Here is a 15,791-nt window from a genome sequence, read left to right on the forward strand (position 1 = left end):
GGCGACCGGAACGCAGTGCCGATCTAAGCCAACAGATTTCTACGCAGAGTTTCCTTTCTTGAAAGAAGTCGACTCGAACGCATTGACCGCCGAAGTGCTTACATTGAATGCGGCGTTCAAGAACTTCTTTGCGAGGAAGGCCGACGGAATCGGCTTTCCGCAGTTCAAGTCGAAACATAAAGACAAGGATTCGTATACTAGCTACCGAACAAAGGACAACATCCGTGTAGCCGGGAAGAAACTCCGCCTACCGAAAGTAGGCTTTGTTTCCTTCCACAATTACGAAGATATCGACTGGTCTGTAAAGGACATCAAGCACGTGACAGTGTCACGCTCACGTTCTGGGAAATACTATGCGTCGATCTTGGTCGAGGAAGCTGTTCCGAAGGCACTACCTACGTCCGAATCAGAAATCGGAATCGACCTCGGCCTTAAAGAATTCTGCGTTACCAGCGACTGCGAAGCCGTCGCGAATCCTCGGTTCTTCAAAGAAGCCGAAAAACGCATCGCTGGCCTTCAGCGATCTTTCGCCAAGAAGCAGAAAGGTTCAAAGAGACGCGAGGAATTGCGCTTGCGCATCGCTCGCGAACATGAAAAAGTTGCTAACCGAAGGAAGGATTTCCTTGACAAGCTGTCCACGCGACTGCTCCGCGAGAACCAAACGGTGGTGGTCGAGGACTTGGACGTGCGAAAGGTCGCCGAGTGCGAACACGCGAAGTCTGAACATGACACAGCTTGGAGGATGTTCCTGAACAAACTACAGTACAAGGCTGAATGGTACGGAAGAACCATAGTACGTGTCGGACGATGGTTCCCATCGTCTCAGCTATGTCATTGCTGTGGGTTCAAGAATACGTTGATAAAGAACTTGAACGTAAGATCGTGGACGTGTCCGCAGTGTGGCACATCCCACGACCGTGACGTCAATGCCGCTATCAACATACTGACCGAAGGTAAAAGGTTAATCGCCGCAGGGACTGCGGTTAAAGGCGCGGGAAACAATGATACGCAACGCGAAACTCACCGTATTTAGTCGGTGCGTAGTTCACAATTTATTTTACTATATTGATGTCCATGAAATACCTGAAGAATTACGACTATATCTTTGTCGGCGCTGGACTTACCAACGCCACCATCGCAGAAACCATTGCATCATACCGTGGCAATTTTGACCGAAAGATCAAGATGCTCGTCATCGACAAGCGTCCCCATATCGGCGGAAACTGCTACACCGAAACCAAGAACGGTATCGACGTACACAAGTACGGTGCGCATATCTTCCACACTTCTGACGACTTTGTTGCGTCCTATATCAGCGATTTCGGCGAATGGGTTCCGTTCATCAACCAGCCGATTGCTGTATTCACGCAGCCAGACGGTACGAAGCGCATGTACAACATGCCGTTCAACATGAATACCTTCGTGCAGCTGTTCCCCGGCCTCACTACGCCGGACGAAGTCAAGGCTGCCATCCAGAAGGAAATCGACGAGGCTGGCATCAAGGAGCCGAAGAACCTTGCCGAACAAGCTATCTCCATGGTCGGTACGACAATCTTCAATACGCTCGTCAAGGGCTACACGGAGAAGCAGTGGGGCCGCAAGTGCGAAGACCTTCCAGCCAGCATCATCAAGCGTCTCCCAGTGCGTTTCACGTTCGACAACAACTACTTCAATGACAAGTACCAGATGATGCCAGCTCATGGCTATACGAAAGTCATTGAGAATATGTTCATGCATGCTGGTGGGATCGATGGCGTCCGTGTAGACATTATGCTCAACACGTCCTACACGCAGTTGCAAGTTCTGGGCATCAAGGCCAAGCAAGTATTCTATTCTGGCGGCATCGACGAGTTCTATGACTACAAGCTCGGTGCGCTCAAGTACCGTTCCGTCAAGTTTAAGGAAAAGAAGTTCAAGACGGACAACGTGCAAGGATGCCCGGTCTGCAACTATACGTCGACCGACGTGCCGTACACTCGCTCTATCGAGCACAAGTGGTTCTGTCCGCACGACGACGCAAAGGGTTCTATCGTGAGCTACGAATACTCGTCCGAATGGAAGAAGGGCATGGAACCGTACTATCCGGTCAATGACCAAGCAAACCACGACTTGTACGAGCGTTATAAGAAGTTGCACGAGGAAGCGCAAGCTACCGCGAAGACGAAGGTGACGTTCGTTGGCCGCCTCGGTCTGTATAGCTACATGGATATGGACGACTGTATCATGTCTGCACGGACTGCGGCCTTCTTGAGCATGCAAGAATAATATATAAACTGCATATACCAAACTGAGAGTGTATATGCAGTTTTTTGATTATGACAACGACTTGGTTGCGTTCAATACCTTGATGGAAGACATCGAGGATCCGACTCCGATGGTAGAAGACGATGACGAAGTCGTTATCCGTCTGGAAGCCGACGAAACTACAGAACAGAAGCCAGCGCCAGCGGCTCCCAAGAAGACTGCAGAAGCTGGTAGCGACACGAACCAATTCAGCGGCGCTATGGTCGCAAATGCGGTATCTAACGCCGTAATCAACAACGCAGAAATCCGTACAAAGGTATTTACGTCGGCATACTGGCATACTAATGCCGAACCGTTCGAATTCGCCGACATAGACGGTCGCAAAATCATCAACGATCCGTCCCTCAATGCGATTATCGAAGAACGCGACGACGGTACGGTTGCCGTCAATTTCTCTCGTTTGGTCTACAAGAAGACTCCGGCTTCCTTTATCAACTATCTACAAGGTGTCGAGGACTGGTCTGACTTGCCGCACAAGCAAATCAGCCCATTTGCAAAGGCGCTCAATGCCGCCGTTACTTCGTTCTTGACCGTAGTCAAGAAATACTTCAAGGACAAGAACACCGCTGCCAATACGTTCGACAAGCCAGCGAAGGAAGAACCGAAGCAAGACGAGGTTCAGAAGAATCCGCCGACCGAGGAAGAACAGAAGCAGCAAGACGAAATGCAGAAGGCTCCTCCGGCAGAGGAAGAAAAGAATGAACAGCCGCAGAATCAAGAGCAGAACGGACAGCAACAGCAGCAAGAGCCGCAGAAGCAACAGCAACAAGAACCCCAGAAGGAACAGCCGACGCAAGACGAAGCTGACACACCGGACGATAACGGAGAAGTGGATCAGCGTCAGCTCTATTCTTCTATCTTGAAGGACTTCCGTGACAATTACCAGCAAGAACTTGAAGCCGATTGCGCCGATAACAAGGGCAATATTGATGACGACGGTCGCCAAGCGATTGCCGACCAGTATTACGAAGCGCTGATGGAGCCGTACGACGACAAGGCCGACGACGATACGAAGGCTCGTGTGATGAAGGTAGTCAAGCACACCGTCGTAAAGAACACGACGGATCCGAACGCCGCAAACAACGATCAGAACGCAGCCGACAATCCGGATGACGACAACATGGATTGGAGCGGCGACACTGGCAAGAAGGACGATAGTGACGACGATCTCGACGACGATGATGACGACGAGAAGAAGGAAAAGAAGTCGACCAAGGCTCCAGCGAAGGACAAGGGATACGGCAACTGGTTCAAGAACACCATGCAGAACTGGGGCGAAGAAGGTGTGACCAACAAGAAGTTATACCAGCACCCAGTATTGAAGGGCCCGTCCGCCGCCAAGGAAGCGAGCCGTCAAGCGCGTGAAGCGAAGGACGCCGAGCTGAAAAAGAAATATCCGAACATGGGTCAGTTCCGTCGGAATATGAATAACTTGAAATAGGGGATCTTATGATTCAGAACTGGAAAATGAATGCTTTGCATGATGTCGCTACTAGCTTGACAGCCCACACTGGATTGAAGACCCAGCCGAAGGGCGACGACGCGGTCGATATCACCATCAACAACATGCGTCTCGGTACATTGACGGCGGACAAGAACGATCCGTCCTTGTTCATGTACACATCAGCCGACGGCTATGACGTGACTGGAAACTACGACGACATCGAAGGTGCCATCAAAAAAGACCTCGACAACCAAGTCGAGTTCGTGGAGATCACGCCGGATTTTTTTCCTCCGGGAACCACCTTTGAATCAGTAGTCAAGGACAAAGTAAAGACGCCGCATCTGTTGGAAGCGATACTAAAATCCTACAAGAATTACAAGCAATAAAAAGAAAGGCTGGTCAATCGACCAGCCTTCTTATTCTATCTCAAACAATCAATGACTAGGCTGCAGCCTTGCGGATGATCGTGAAGCCGCAGCGTTCCATGACGAGGATTGCAGCTGCTTGTGCGCCCGGTGTAGCGGCACAAGCGTATTCCACGATTTCGATCGGCGTATCCTTGAACATTGCACGGAGAATCATTGCGTTGGAAATGACGCAAATGTCGGTGCAAGTACCAACAAGGCGAATGCGCTTGATGCGTTCCTTGCCGAGCTTTGCGAGCTCTTCCTGGCTCTTGAGGGAGCCGTCCGCATTGAAGGCATCGTCGCCGAGGAAGTGCTTCGCCCAGCCGAGGTAGCCGAACGTCGGCTTCTCGATACGAGTAGCGTAAGCGTCGTCGAGCGCTTGCTGGATGGATTCTTCGAACTTCCAGCCTTCCGTGCCCTTGATGCAGTGTTCCGGAAGAACGCCTTCGAGAGTCTGCTTGAAGTCTGCGCCGTGGGTGTCCATCGTGTAGAATACGTAGCCCTTCCATTCACGGATTTCTACGACTACGGCACCGATGATTGCCTTGGCGTCGGCGTTTTCAAGAGAACCGTCGATGAAGTCCTTCTGCATGTCGATAACGATGAGGTATTCTTTTGGATTCATGATTTTGTCCTTGTTAAAGAGTTTGACGGAGCTGGATCGCCTTGGCAATGAGCTCACGGTGATGGAAAGCGAGAGGAATTTCGTCGAGCTTGTCGATCGGATACCACATGGCGTCCTTTGCGTCGTCTTGTGCTTCCGGATCGGCTGGCAAGATTCCTTCACGGTTGAAGTCGAACATCATGCCGATGTCGTAGCCCCAGTAGTCCTTGTGGACATCGCAGCGAGGATCCTTCGGCTTGAATACGCCGACTTGATGCACATGCGACGTGCCGATGGTAAAGCCAGTTTCTTCCTTGACTTCACGGACACCAGCTTCCTCGCAAGTTTCCTTCGGATTGGCGAAGCCTCCCGGCAAGCACCAGTAATCGTGGTACGGAGCCTTCAAGCGCTTCACCAAGAGGATACGGTCGTTGTGGAAGATGGCCGAAGTCACGGTGACGGAAGGACGAGGGAAGCGGAACGGATCGTAGTTGTCTACGAGTTCGTCCTCGATATCCTTGTATTCCTTCGGTTCGGACTGTCCGTACAACTTGTTGCGGCGGATATACGACATCACTACCGGAGACACTTGGTCACAGAAGCACAGCGGATCGAAATTCATCATAAGGCGAGCCTTGGTGGAACTCGTCTTCGGAATGATCCAGTCGACGTGTTCTATGCGTTCCTTGCAACCGCACATCTGCTTGTAAGTTTCATCCGAGATGGTGCCGATCTGTTTGACGGAGTCAAGCGTTTCGATGAAGGTGGTACGACGGACGATCAAGAAGTTGACGTTCGTGAGAATCCAGTCGCTGTTTACCCACTGCTTTGTCAGCAGAGAAAGCCATTCGTCGGAACCGAGAACCAGCGTGAAGGTCGCGTCGGTCAAGCTCGTTTCCTTGCGGAGATTCTGCAGAGCTTCGGCGGTGCGGCTGACTTCGTCGACGATCTTGACTCGGTGGAAGATTTCGGACGGTTCGCCTTGATTGTAGGCAGCCGGAGAATCCGAATTATCGGAGTACAGACTGTGAAGCGAATTGACCGTATGGACAATCATGGCCATGCGGTCTTCGCACTCAACCGAGTACTTCTTGGTATCGTTGTCACTTACCAAGATGTACAAGAGGGATTCTGGTTCCTTCTTGAGACGGTTGAGGAGTTCGGTAATAATGGCGGTGTGCGCAGTCGTTACCGGATCGAATGCGCCGCCGTAGATGTACACCTTCTTCATTAGTCGAGTGCGTCCTTGTTTTCTGGAATGGGTTCGTAGCGGTACGCATCCATCGCACGTTCGATCACCTTCGGATCAGGGCAGTTGACCTTGCCCGGAGAGTCGGAGAGCTTCACGGCGTACTTGCCGTTGGACATGACGAGCTTCATGATCATGCGGAGAGCGTCACGCTTGATGCCGCCCTTGAAGCGGAGCACCTTGCAAGCGAGGTAGCCGCCGATACCGAACGCAACATTGATACGAGTGTGGAAGCGTTCAGCGATAGCGAGAGACTGGTCGCAGTTGAGGCTGTCAGACCAGCAACCAACCTTGCTCTTGGAATTGATGCCGTTCTTGGTGTAGTGATCGATAAGCATTTCGCCCCAGACATACGGGTCGCCGGAATCGTGGCGGCAGCCGTCGAACAGCTTTGCGTAATACTTGTCGAAGTCGCGCAAGAATGCGTTGAAGCCGAAGTTGTCGGAAAGCGCGATACCGAGGTCGCCACGGAATTCGTCAGACCAGTCTTCGAGAACGCGCTGCTGCACGAGTTCAAGCGGAATGTCCTTGATGCCCTGATACAAGGCATACATTTCGTGCGCGAAAGTACCGATGGCCTTGCAGCCGAGTTTGATTGCCAAGTATACGTTGGACGTGCCAACGAAGGCCGGGCAGAAGTCGATCATGGTCTTGACCATGTATTCGTTCCATTCGTCAGATACGGAACGACGGACGCCGAAGTCGGAAATAGTGAACTTGACACCACGGCGGAGTGCTGCGTTCCACTTGGCGATAGATTCGTTGAGGGTCTTTTTGGATTCTTCCCAGTCGATTTCGAGGTCATCGAAGAAGAGGTTCTGGATGATCTTCAAAACGTAGATTTCAAACCAAGTGACTTGGATTGCGGGGCCGTCAGCCCAGATGTGGAGACCGCCGTTGCGAGAAGCGTCGTAGTCGACGTGGATGTACTTGCGCTTGAGCTGGAAGTCGGCAAGCCATTCGATGAAGTCGTCTGACAGCCACGGCATGACACGGCGGATGCCTTCGAGTTCCCATTCAGTAAACTTGAGGGTGCAAAGGTGATCGAGTTCCTTGTTGATTTCATCGTAGAACGGAGTAAGGTCGACGCCTTCGGAACGGAGCTTGAATTCCCAGTAAGCTCGTTCGTTCGGATGCTTGTGGAACACGCACTGGCACATACCGAACTTGTACGTATCGGTCTGCGTTAGGTTGTTCACAAACCACTTGTCTTTGTTCTTGCGCTGATACTGCTTGTTTACAGTGACGCCGACTGCACGGCGCTTGCGAACAACGGTGCGACAAGGCTGCTTCGCCCTCGCGATTGTTTTTTCTGTGACTTTAACTGCCATCGGAATAGTCCTTGTTAAAGATGAATGTTTCGGGGAAATATAGCAAATGAGTGTGTGTCTGGCAAGCCCAGTCAGAAATAGTTAAAAAGTAAGCTATGTTGTTCGAAAGCTTTATTATATTTGGCGGCATGTTATGGAATGTTTTGCTAATATTGCTGATTTTGGCGATAATATCGGTGTATGGGATTGCCATCGTCAAGCTGGTTTGCTATATTAAGACCCAGAAACGGGTCAGCCGTCTGGAACACACAGTCGGCGACCTATCACAGAAACTCACCGAAATTATGAAGGACACTAATGAGAGCAACGACAGAAACCTACAATAATGTGCATAGCATCTTGACCGCACCAGATGTGGTGGATCGACTTGAGCGTGAACGGAGCAATCCTCTGTTCGGTTTCATCGACCAGTACCTGGCTGGATGTGAGCACGTCAACTATCACTACGAAGGTGATGTGTGGGTTCATACGAAGCTCGTCATTACGAATATCCTCAAGGGTGAACATGACTACTTGGATGTCGCTGCGGCGTTGCTTCACGACATCGGCAAGAAGGATGCGCTTGCGAAGAACAGCGGCAAGAACATGGCCGGACATGAGTTCATTGGTCGTCCGCTTGCCGAAGAAGTTTTGAACAAATTCGACTTCAGCCAGAACGAGAAGGATGTCGTTCTGTGGATGGTAGAGAACCATACGAAGGCGAACGGATTGCCGAAGGCGAAGATGAAGTTCGCTTGCTGGACATTCGTGTCTCATCCGTTGTTTTATCGCGCAGTACGTCTTGCGGTCGCCGATTCCAACGGCACTATCGGTGCTGATGGTAAGCCAGTCATGGACTACATGGCGGCAATCGAAGCAAACAAGATTGTCAATCTCTGCATGCACAATCCGATGCCCGGCCATCTCGTGACATGGAATGACATGATTGCCTACCCAGGTGTCGCAGAAATTACTGACGCGAACAAGAAGTTTGAGCTTTACGAACTCTGCCACAAGATCCAGATCAACGGTGGCGGTAACAAGAAGGATTCAATTCTCAGAGCTGCGCTTAGGTGCATGAAGGACAAAGGATCGATATGAAACAGAAACAAGTAATAGACTTGCCGCACATTGAATGCCCGGTGTACGGCATCGCACACAAATACACGCTGGATATCGCTGGCGAAAAGGGCTCCAAGGAACTGAAGTATCGTTTGTACGGAACGTTCTATTCCTACAGCGAACCGACCGAGATTACTGTGGTTGGTATCTATGTATCTTCCGAAAGTCCTAACAAGATTATGTTCGGTTACATCGATCCGAAGTCGAACCAGCTCAAGGTCTCCATGGCTAACGGCATCCGTGAAATTCCGAAGGAAGAAAAGTCGATTCTCTCCGAAGCGAGCGAAGAAGACTATCTTGTTGGCCTTCATCACGCTGCATCGCTGTTCATCCGCTACCGCAACAAGAAGACCTTCATCGTCAAGGCGAACAAGCTGAACCGCACCATTCGTGGCAATGCGCACTACCGCATCTACGATGTCAAGAACAATGATGGCAAGTTCGAGTTTGTCGTCGCCAATGAAAACAAGCTTGATGCACGATTCACCGTTATTGCCGAAAGCATCACGCACGGAACTTGGCATAAAATTCCCGGTACGCTCTGTCCGGTTCCTGGGGTTGATCCAGACGAGCGATAAGCCGAAACAAAACGAGCTGGCCGATCGGCCAGCTTTTTTATTTCCTTCTACTTAAACTGCTTAGAATCCATTTATGTATGGCTATGAGAATGTCGCCCATCATTGGAGTCATGCCATGCATCATCCTCGTCTTGACGGCAATCCATCGTTTCTTCATGAGGCTATAAAAATGGTGGCATGCGCCTATGGCAAACGCTATGTATATGGCCATAAAAATTTTTTCACGCATATTTCACAAATTATATCAAAAACCTCTTGACGCTGATGAGTGTTATTACTATATTTCGTGACATGAAGATTGATTTGAGCAAATACCACGAATTGGAGCTGAGTGACGGCCTCGCATTGGCGAAGGCGATCACCGAGCTCGGAGACGGCAAGGCGGAAGCTTATGTCGTCGGCGGATGCGTACGTGACCTTGTTCGTCATCAGCTAGGACAGACTGACACGGTAGATATCCATGATGTCGATATCGCCACGTCGCTGTCTCTCGAAGAACTGAAGGCTAACTTCCAAACGGTCAGCAACAACGGCGAAAAACACGGAACGCTGCTGGTATTCTGGAATACGCAATACTTTGAAGTGACGCACTTCCGCGTCGACGGCGACTATAGCGACGGTCGTCATCCGGACGACGTATCCTTCACGAGTTCTTTCGAAGAAGATACGGCTCGCCGTGACTTTACTATCAACGCACTCGGCATGAACTGGGACGGCGAAATCATCGACTTCCACGGCGGCGTTGAAGATATCAAGAAGAGAACAATCCGCGCTGTCGGTAATCCTGACGAGCGTTTCAAGGAAGATGCTCTCCGCATGATTCGTGCGGTGCGCTTCGCGGTAAACTTCGATTACATTATCGACAACAACACGTCTAGCGCAATCAGTAAGAACGCCGAGTTGGTTGAACATGTATCGAACGAACGTATTCGTTCCGAGTTCTTGAAGCTGTCCTCTTACGACAACATGCCCGATTTTATCGACCGTTTGATCTGGGTCGGTTTGATCAAGCATATCAGAGCGTTCGTCGGTATGGACTGGTACGAAGTCAAGTGCAACCTTATTGAGTGCGATGACTTGCTGACTGCGGACAACCTATTCCCCGCTATCTGCTACACGGCTAATGACGAAAGCAACTTGGAAGCATTCGTTCCTACTCGTGAGGAACGCAAGATGTGGAATTGGCTCCGTTCTTACAGAAATGTGTACGCATGGGATCCGGATTCCAAGCTGTATTGGACTTCGCTGGTGGAATTCGTTTCTGGTCAGTTCGAGCTGCTGCTTGCGCTCAATGCTGATCTGTATTGTGATCGTGCGTGGTTGTCCAAGCTTCCAGCAGCAAGCTATCTGTTGCAGAATCCGCCCGACATGAAGGCGATTTCTAAGAGGGTCGCCGACATGGGCATTCCTCAAGGCAAGGCGTTTGGTGAAAAGGTGAAAGAACTCACTGAAGCCGAATACGCCAAGATGGCGGCTGTATTCCCGAACACGGTCTCGCTGACGATGGGCAACAGTACGCTTGTCTATAAAATTGAATCTGTCAAATAACCAACAAAAAAGGAACAACACAATGGGTAAAACAATCATTCTCGGCGCGGTCGGCTTTATCGTCGTCGCAGTCCTCGCAGTAATCGCATCGATCTTCATGGTTCAGAACTACCAGAACCGTGCAATCCAGATGGAACAGCTGGTGGAAAAGTCGCAGTCCAACCTCAACGCGGAATACAACCGCCGCGCTGGCCTTCTCGTCAACTTGGCGGAAGCCGTGATGAGCTATGACGAACACGAAGCCAAGGTTCTCGTGGAACTCTCGAAGGCTCGTACGCCAGAAGGCGGCAAGGGCAACGTGAACGCTTCCGCTTACATCCAAGGTGTCGTGGAACGCTATCCGCAGCTCCGTTCGATCGAGAATTACGATAGGTATATGACGGAACTTGCGATGACTGAAAATCGCATTGCGTCACATCGTAATGATTACAATACCATGGTTGGGAACTATATCGCCTATGTGCGCGGATTCCCGGCTCGCTTCTTGCTCTCTATTCTCGGATATCAGCAGAAGAATTACGAATACTTGCAGTTCGAAAATGCTCCGGTAGACGCACCGACTGGCCTCTTGAAGAAGAAGGCAGATAAGGAATAGCATGAGCTCTCGCACACTGATCGACGGTGGTACGTGGGATCTCACTGTCCGTGAGCTGTTCTTGTCGATCGTTGGCCTACTGCTTGCCATAATCATTGGCTGCATTATCGCCAACAGCATCGCGCAAGCTGAAGACGAGTATAACGTGAAGTTCTATCACGCTATACAAGTGTCCGACTCCACCCAGTTCAATTATGCCTTCAAGACCAACGCTGGCCACATGCTGGCGTACGGCACGGTCAGCGCTGTTGGGTTCGTTACCGACAACGGTATCGGAAACTACATGTCGTTGACTAGGGACTTGGAGGAATACCGTAAGCACCATCGCACAGTCTGTTCTGGCGAAGGGAAGAACCGTCATTGCCATACGGAAACCTACTGGACATGGGATGTCATGAAGACTGATCGGTTCCATGTCGATCAAGTGGACTTCCTCGGCAAGCGGTTCTACTACTCTCAGTTTCCTCAGCTTCCGTCTGAACACTACGTCGGCACAGTACCGATTCCTTCCGGCGGATTCATTGAAGGATTGTTCAAGAACAGACAGCGGTATGTGTATCGCGGTAGACGTCTAACGTACACTGGTACGATGTACACGAATGCGGTCAACCACACGATCAACGACTCCAAGTGGGCCGACGGCATTACGCTTGACAAGGCTATCGACTTCTACATCCATGAACATGGAGTATTGATTTTCTGGATTATCTTCGGTGCCATTATCGTCGTGGCCATCATCTTCTTTGTGGCGGCTCCGAACGAATGGCTTAACGGTTCAGTAAGGGACTGGTAATATGAACGTAAAAATTGTAAATGGACTTGACGGCAACGGATCCGTCACAATTACGGACAGCAATGGCGATGTCATGGTGTCCTTGAAGGACAGCCCAGAATCCCCGGTGTCTGGCGACATCACTATGGAATCCGACAATGTTCTCATCATCGGCGGTCGCCGCATCGAATGCGGTAAGCGTATCGCCGGGATCAACATCTGCGGTAACTTGAAGTCCGTCCAAAATCTTCCAAACATTGTTGTGAACGGAAATGTCAGCAACGTCAGTACGACGTCTGGTGACGTGACTGTCCATGGCGATGTAAATGGCTCGGTATCCGCCGTTTCTGGCGATGTCGAAGTCAGAGGTAGCGTCGCTGGCTCGGTCAGTACCGTGTCTGGCGATGTAGACGTCAGAAACAATCAACAATAAAGGAAAGTAAACATGGATATGTCCAATGTTCTTCTTTACGGCGGAATAGCAGTCGTCGTGCTGTTCCTCCTCGTACTCTTCTGTGTGTCCTACATCAAGGCCGCACCCGACGAAATCATCATCATTTCTGGTTTCCGCAAGCGCCGTACCATCATCGGCCATGCCGGATTCAAGATTCCGTTCTTGGAACGAGCCGACAAGCTCAGCTTGAAGCTCTTCTCCATCGACGTGAAGACCAAGGACATTCCGACCAGCGACTACATCAATGTGGGTGTGGATGCCGTCGTGAGTGTGAAGGTGTCTGATGACCCGACTCGCATCGAATCTGCTGCACAGAACTTCTTGAACAAGAAACCTGAAGACATCGCCGAAATGATCACGGATATCCTCGAAGGTAATATGCGTGAGATCGTGGGCCAGATGGAACTCGTGAAGTTGGTCAACGACCGCAAGGGTGTGTCCGAACTTGTCCAGAAGAATGCTGACCCAGACCTCCAGCGCCTCGGCTTGGAAATCCAGACGTTCAACATCCAGAACTTCAGTGACGATAAGGGCGTCATCGAAAATCTCGGTGTGGACAAGACCTCCGCTATCCGCAAGGCGGCAGCAATCTCCAAGGCCAATGCAGAACGCGACATTAGCGTTGCTGAATCCCAGGCCAAGAAGGAAGCCAACGACGCCGCAGTGGCTGCCAACCTCGAAATCGCCCAGAAGCAGAATGACCTCGAAGTGAAGAAAGCTGACCTCAAGCGCATCGCCGACACGAAGAAGGCCGAAGCTGACGCTGCTTACGAAATCCAGAAGCAAGAACAGCAGAAGGTCATCAACATCAAGGCCGCTGACGCAGAATGTGCTCGCCAAGAAAAGGAAGCCGAAATCCGCGAACGTATGGTCAACGTGAAGAAGAAAGAACTCGAAGCCGAACTCGAAAAGACTGCAGAAGCAAAGCGCAACGCACAGATCCAGAACTCCGAAGCTGACCTCTTCCGTCAGAACAAGGACGCAGAAGCAAAGCTCTTTGCCAAGACTCAAGAAGCAGAAGCCATCAAGCAGATCTCTGAAGCTGAAAAGACTCGCGCCTTCAACGACGCTGAAGCCATCCGCGCAAGAGGTCAGGCAGAAGCTGACGCCATCAAGGCAAAGGGTCTTGCAGAAGCTGCTGCCCTCGACCAGAAGGCAGAAGCCATGCAGAAGTATGGCGAAGCCGCTCGTCAGGAAATGCAGTTGAAGGCACTCGAAAAGTACTTCGACCAGATGCCGAATATTGCCGCCGCCATCGCTAAGCCGATGGAAAAGATCGGCAACATCACCATGTACGGCAACGGCAATACCGCTGCTCTCACTGGCGACATCGTCAAGACTCTCACCCAGATTTCCAACGGCCTTACCGAATCCGTCGGCATCAGCTTGCCGAACGTGCTCAGCTCCATGTTCGGTGCCAAGCTCGCTGGCGTTGGCAGCAACAAGGCCGAAAAGGTTCCTTGCGACGTCGTGAACGAAGCAAAGAAGGATGATACAGAAGCTCCGAAGGCCGCTCCGGCTCCGAAGGCTGAAGCTCCCAAGATGACCGCTGAACAAGTCTCCAAGATCGCAGCGACCGTCAAGAAGACTCAGCAGAAGCCGTCCGAACGCAAGCTTCCGTGGGAATAAGATTGCTCAATTACCTCTGTTGTTCCAAGGCCAGCCGAAAGGCTGGCCTTTCTGTTGACAGAAGTGAGTGTATTTACTATATTTTGGCCGATGACTTACCCTTTACACAACGAAACCCCTATCATCAATACGGCACCGAGAAAGCTCAAGAAGGAAGCCGATATTGAGATCTATGTCGATATCGAAGGAACCCTTATCGACGACTTGTTCAATGCGAATTTTCTGAACCACAACTGCGACAATATCCGTGACTACATCCACAAGCATGATGGCCACCACTACAAGGTTCATATCTTTACGTGGGGATGGGTTCACCGTTCCGAGATCGAGCTTGGCCTTGTCGATAACTTGTACAAGCGTCTGGAAGTCGCCAAGGAACACCGTGGCTCAATCTATGTCAAGGAAGACGCAGTCAATACTTTGATCGACTTTTACCCAGACATGCCGTTCGACCGTAATACCCTCATGAATCCTGGAGGATTCGGTCACTACGGTTTCTCGAAGCCTTCTATATGGAGCTTGATGATTACTTCCGAAAACAAGTTCAATGTGTTGATCGATGACACTGTGGACTGCGAAATCGATAGTGACAAGATCAAGTACATCAATCCGGCAAGAATGAAGGTCGTCATCCGCAACTACCTTGACAAGCCAGCATTGCTGTACAATCCAGACGGCTGCATTATCGGCGAAATCAAGAACGACACCGCATTCGAGGATGTCCGTAGACAGATCGGTCTGCAGAGGCTTTCTGGTTACTACGTCATGTTCGAAGGAAATCGCATCAATATCGACCGCTACGGCAACATAGAAGAATGTCCAGAAGGCTTCTTTGATACCATAATTTCCGCAGCTGGTGACTTGATGGCCTCAGATGATAAGGAAGCCCAGTCGTTATACAATGAAAAACTAGCGGACATATATCCGCAGCCAATCAATCCAGAGGTGACTGATGACGAAGACTAAAGAACAACAAGCCGACATCGACCGTCTTAATGAAATTTCCGAATCGATCAAGGGTCTGTACGACGAGCGTGACTTCGCTGACGCGGTCAATAGTGACCGCAGCCGTATTAAGGAAATCGAAAACGTTATTGACAAGCTATATGATGAACGCAACCTTATCCGCGATCGAGTGTTGCGTACCGAGCTCAATGAGAAGCTTTCTCGTATCATGGATAAGTGGGTTCTTATCCCAGGCTTCCATACTGTAGAAGAAATGGACGAGACGAAGTATTTTCGTCTTGGAAAAGTCGTCGGCGTCGAAAAGTGGCGCGGCAACAACGAGTTCGAACTGGTGATGGATCACTTGGTCTATCTTGGTCATGCCAATAAGGGCGATACTCATGACCATGCAGTACAAGAGATAATGTTCACCAACGGAGCCGACAAGTCGAAGCATGTCGTTGGCGACATCGACCGAGTCAAGGTGATCACCGCGAGGAAGGCCAGCAAGCTTATCGAGGAACAGATGAATTCTGTCACTCGCCGACTGAAGAAAATGCAAGACGCCGCACTTACCGACTACGGCGAAAAGGAAATGTACAAATGAACACGACCGTAGCTCACTTGTTCCGTCAGTTGCGCCAGATCGCCGCAGAGCGACCGGATTACATCAACGCGGAACTCATCGACGAAGCAGAAAAGAAGGCATTGGAGAAGTCAGTAGGCGCTCGCATCGAGGGCCCGGCGCTCATGGAAGTGTGGAAGCTCGTGAAGCTCCGCATCAAGCCGCCGAAGAAGCTCATGCCGAGGATAATGGCCGAACTGAAACA

17 protein-coding genes are annotated in these 15,791 nt (G+C 50.7%); 14 read left to right on the forward strand and 3 right to left on the reverse strand.

Annotation, left to right across the window (positions count from 1 at the left end):
• The 4 genes from ACJMM9_RS13595 to ACJMM9_RS13610 all read left to right on the forward strand — a co-directional run.
• On the forward strand, positions 1-1,033 hold a 1,033-nt coding region (locus ACJMM9_RS13595), incomplete at its 5' end, for an RNA-guided endonuclease TnpB family protein (RefSeq protein WP_405328005.1).
• Between the two features lie 41 nt (positions 1,034-1,074).
• On the forward strand, positions 1,075-2,265 hold the full coding sequence (glf, locus tag ACJMM9_RS13600) for a UDP-galactopyranose mutase (protein WP_405328009.1): 1,191 nt from the start codon (positions 1,075-1,077) through the stop codon (positions 2,263-2,265).
• Positions 2,266-2,299: 34 nt separating this feature from the next.
• Positions 2,300-3,745, forward strand: a complete 1,446-nt coding sequence (locus ACJMM9_RS13605; RefSeq protein ID WP_405328012.1) for a hypothetical protein — start codon at positions 2,300-2,302, stop codon at positions 3,743-3,745.
• Between the two features lie 8 nt (positions 3,746-3,753).
• The gene (locus ACJMM9_RS13610; RefSeq protein WP_405328015.1) at positions 3,754-4,134 is read left to right on the forward strand and encodes a hypothetical protein; all 381 of its coding nucleotides are present in this window, start codon (positions 3,754-3,756) and stop codon (positions 4,132-4,134) included.
• Between the two features lie 55 nt (positions 4,135-4,189).
• Here the strand turns inward: ACJMM9_RS13610 and ACJMM9_RS13615 are convergent, their stop codons facing one another.
• The 3 genes from ACJMM9_RS13615 to pncB are packed head-to-tail and all read right to left on the reverse strand — an operon-like array spanning position 4,190 to position 7,339.
• The gene (locus ACJMM9_RS13615) at positions 4,190-4,780 is read right to left on the reverse strand and encodes a cysteine hydrolase family protein (RefSeq protein WP_405328018.1); all 591 of its coding nucleotides are present in this window, start codon (positions 4,778-4,780) and stop codon (positions 4,190-4,192) included.
• Positions 4,781-4,793: 13 nt separating this feature from the next.
• Positions 4,794-5,990, reverse strand: a complete 1,197-nt coding sequence (locus tag ACJMM9_RS13620; protein ID WP_405328021.1) for an NUDIX domain-containing protein — start codon at positions 5,988-5,990, stop codon at positions 4,794-4,796.
• Entirely contained in the window at positions 5,990-7,339 is a 1,350-nt protein-coding gene (pncB, locus tag ACJMM9_RS13625; protein ID WP_405328024.1) for a nicotinate phosphoribosyltransferase, read from the reverse strand. Before pncB ends, ACJMM9_RS13620 begins: the two co-directional genes overlap by 1 nt.
• Before the next feature lie 297 nt (positions 7,340-7,636).
• Between pncB and ACJMM9_RS13630 the strand changes: the two genes are divergently transcribed.
• The 10 genes from ACJMM9_RS13630 to ACJMM9_RS13675 all read left to right on the forward strand — a co-directional run.
• Positions 7,637-8,419: an HD domain-containing protein gene (locus ACJMM9_RS13630; RefSeq protein WP_405328026.1), complete on the forward strand. Its 783-nt coding sequence runs from the start codon at positions 7,637-7,639 to the stop codon at positions 8,417-8,419.
• The gene (locus tag ACJMM9_RS13635) at positions 8,416-9,018 is read left to right on the forward strand and encodes a hypothetical protein (RefSeq protein ID WP_405328029.1); all 603 of its coding nucleotides are present in this window, start codon (positions 8,416-8,418) and stop codon (positions 9,016-9,018) included. The genes ACJMM9_RS13630 and ACJMM9_RS13635 overlap by 4 nt, the downstream gene beginning before the upstream one ends.
• Before the next feature lie 291 nt (positions 9,019-9,309).
• Positions 9,310-10,566, forward strand: coding sequence for a CCA tRNA nucleotidyltransferase (locus ACJMM9_RS13640; protein WP_405328032.1), 1,257 nt, complete (start codon positions 9,310-9,312; stop codon positions 10,564-10,566).
• Between the two features lie 22 nt (positions 10,567-10,588).
• A complete protein-coding gene (locus ACJMM9_RS13645; RefSeq protein ID WP_405328035.1) occupies positions 10,589-11,161 on the forward strand; it encodes a LemA family protein in 573 nt (190 codons plus the stop codon).
• Between the two features lies 1 nt (position 11,162).
• Complete coding sequence (locus ACJMM9_RS13650) at positions 11,163-11,954, forward strand: hypothetical protein (RefSeq protein WP_405328038.1); 792 nt, start codon at positions 11,163-11,165, stop codon at positions 11,952-11,954.
• Between the two features lies 1 nt (position 11,955).
• A complete protein-coding gene (locus tag ACJMM9_RS13655) occupies positions 11,956-12,366 on the forward strand; it encodes a hypothetical protein (protein ID WP_405328041.1) in 411 nt (136 codons plus the stop codon).
• A gap of 12 nt (positions 12,367-12,378) precedes the next feature.
• On the forward strand, positions 12,379-14,016 hold the full coding sequence (locus ACJMM9_RS13660; RefSeq protein WP_405328043.1) for a flotillin family protein: 1,638 nt from the start codon (positions 12,379-12,381) through the stop codon (positions 14,014-14,016).
• 90 nt (positions 14,017-14,106) lie between these two features.
• Complete coding sequence (locus tag ACJMM9_RS13665; RefSeq protein WP_405328046.1) at positions 14,107-14,982, forward strand: DUF3696 domain-containing protein; 876 nt, start codon at positions 14,107-14,109, stop codon at positions 14,980-14,982.
• Complete coding sequence (locus ACJMM9_RS13670; RefSeq protein ID WP_405328049.1) at positions 14,969-15,568, forward strand: hypothetical protein; 600 nt, start codon at positions 14,969-14,971, stop codon at positions 15,566-15,568. Before ACJMM9_RS13665 ends, ACJMM9_RS13670 begins: the two co-directional genes overlap by 14 nt.
• Positions 15,565-15,791: hypothetical protein (locus ACJMM9_RS13675; protein WP_405328051.1), on the forward strand; the 227-nt coding region annotated here is incomplete at its 3' end. The genes ACJMM9_RS13670 and ACJMM9_RS13675, both read left to right, overlap by 4 nt.

Source organism: Fibrobacter sp. (assembly GCF_045112255.1).
Taxonomy (GTDB): Bacteria; Fibrobacterota; Fibrobacteria; order Fibrobacterales; family Fibrobacteraceae; genus Fibrobacter.

What these genes read in the sequence shown, in the direction of transcription:
- glf (WP_405328009.1), top strand. Translation starts at nt 1,075, where the DNA reads ATGAAATACCTGAAGAATTACGACTATATCTTTGTCGGCGCTGGACTT.
- ACJMM9_RS13605 (WP_405328012.1), top strand. Translation starts at nt 2,300, where the DNA reads ATGCAGTTTTTTGATTATGACAACGACTTGGTTGCGTTCAATACCTTG.
- ACJMM9_RS13610 (WP_405328015.1), top strand. Translation starts at nt 3,754, where the DNA reads ATGATTCAGAACTGGAAAATGAATGCTTTGCATGATGTCGCTACTAGC.
- ACJMM9_RS13615 (WP_405328018.1), bottom strand. Translation starts at nt 4,780, where the DNA reads ATGAATCCAAAAGAATACCTCATCGTTATCGACATGCAGAAGGACTTC.
- ACJMM9_RS13620 (WP_405328021.1), bottom strand. Translation starts at nt 5,990, where the DNA reads ATGAAGAAGGTGTACATCTACGGCGGCGCATTCGATCCGGTAACGACT.
- pncB (WP_405328024.1), bottom strand. Translation starts at nt 7,339, where the DNA reads ATGGCAGTTAAAGTCACAGAAAAAACAATCGCGAGGGCGAAGCAGCCT.
- ACJMM9_RS13630 (WP_405328026.1), top strand. Translation starts at nt 7,637, where the DNA reads ATGAGAGCAACGACAGAAACCTACAATAATGTGCATAGCATCTTGACC.
- ACJMM9_RS13635 (WP_405328029.1), top strand. Translation starts at nt 8,416, where the DNA reads ATGAAACAGAAACAAGTAATAGACTTGCCGCACATTGAATGCCCGGTG.
- ACJMM9_RS13640 (WP_405328032.1), top strand. Translation starts at nt 9,310, where the DNA reads ATGAAGATTGATTTGAGCAAATACCACGAATTGGAGCTGAGTGACGGC.
- ACJMM9_RS13645 (WP_405328035.1), top strand. Translation starts at nt 10,589, where the DNA reads ATGGGTAAAACAATCATTCTCGGCGCGGTCGGCTTTATCGTCGTCGCA.
- ACJMM9_RS13650 (WP_405328038.1), top strand. Translation starts at nt 11,163, where the DNA reads ATGAGCTCTCGCACACTGATCGACGGTGGTACGTGGGATCTCACTGTC.
- ACJMM9_RS13655 (WP_405328041.1), top strand. Translation starts at nt 11,956, where the DNA reads ATGAACGTAAAAATTGTAAATGGACTTGACGGCAACGGATCCGTCACA.
- ACJMM9_RS13660 (WP_405328043.1), top strand. Translation starts at nt 12,379, where the DNA reads ATGGATATGTCCAATGTTCTTCTTTACGGCGGAATAGCAGTCGTCGTG.
- ACJMM9_RS13665 (WP_405328046.1), top strand. Translation starts at nt 14,107, where the DNA reads ATGACTTACCCTTTACACAACGAAACCCCTATCATCAATACGGCACCG.
- ACJMM9_RS13670 (WP_405328049.1), top strand. Translation starts at nt 14,969, where the DNA reads ATGACGAAGACTAAAGAACAACAAGCCGACATCGACCGTCTTAATGAA.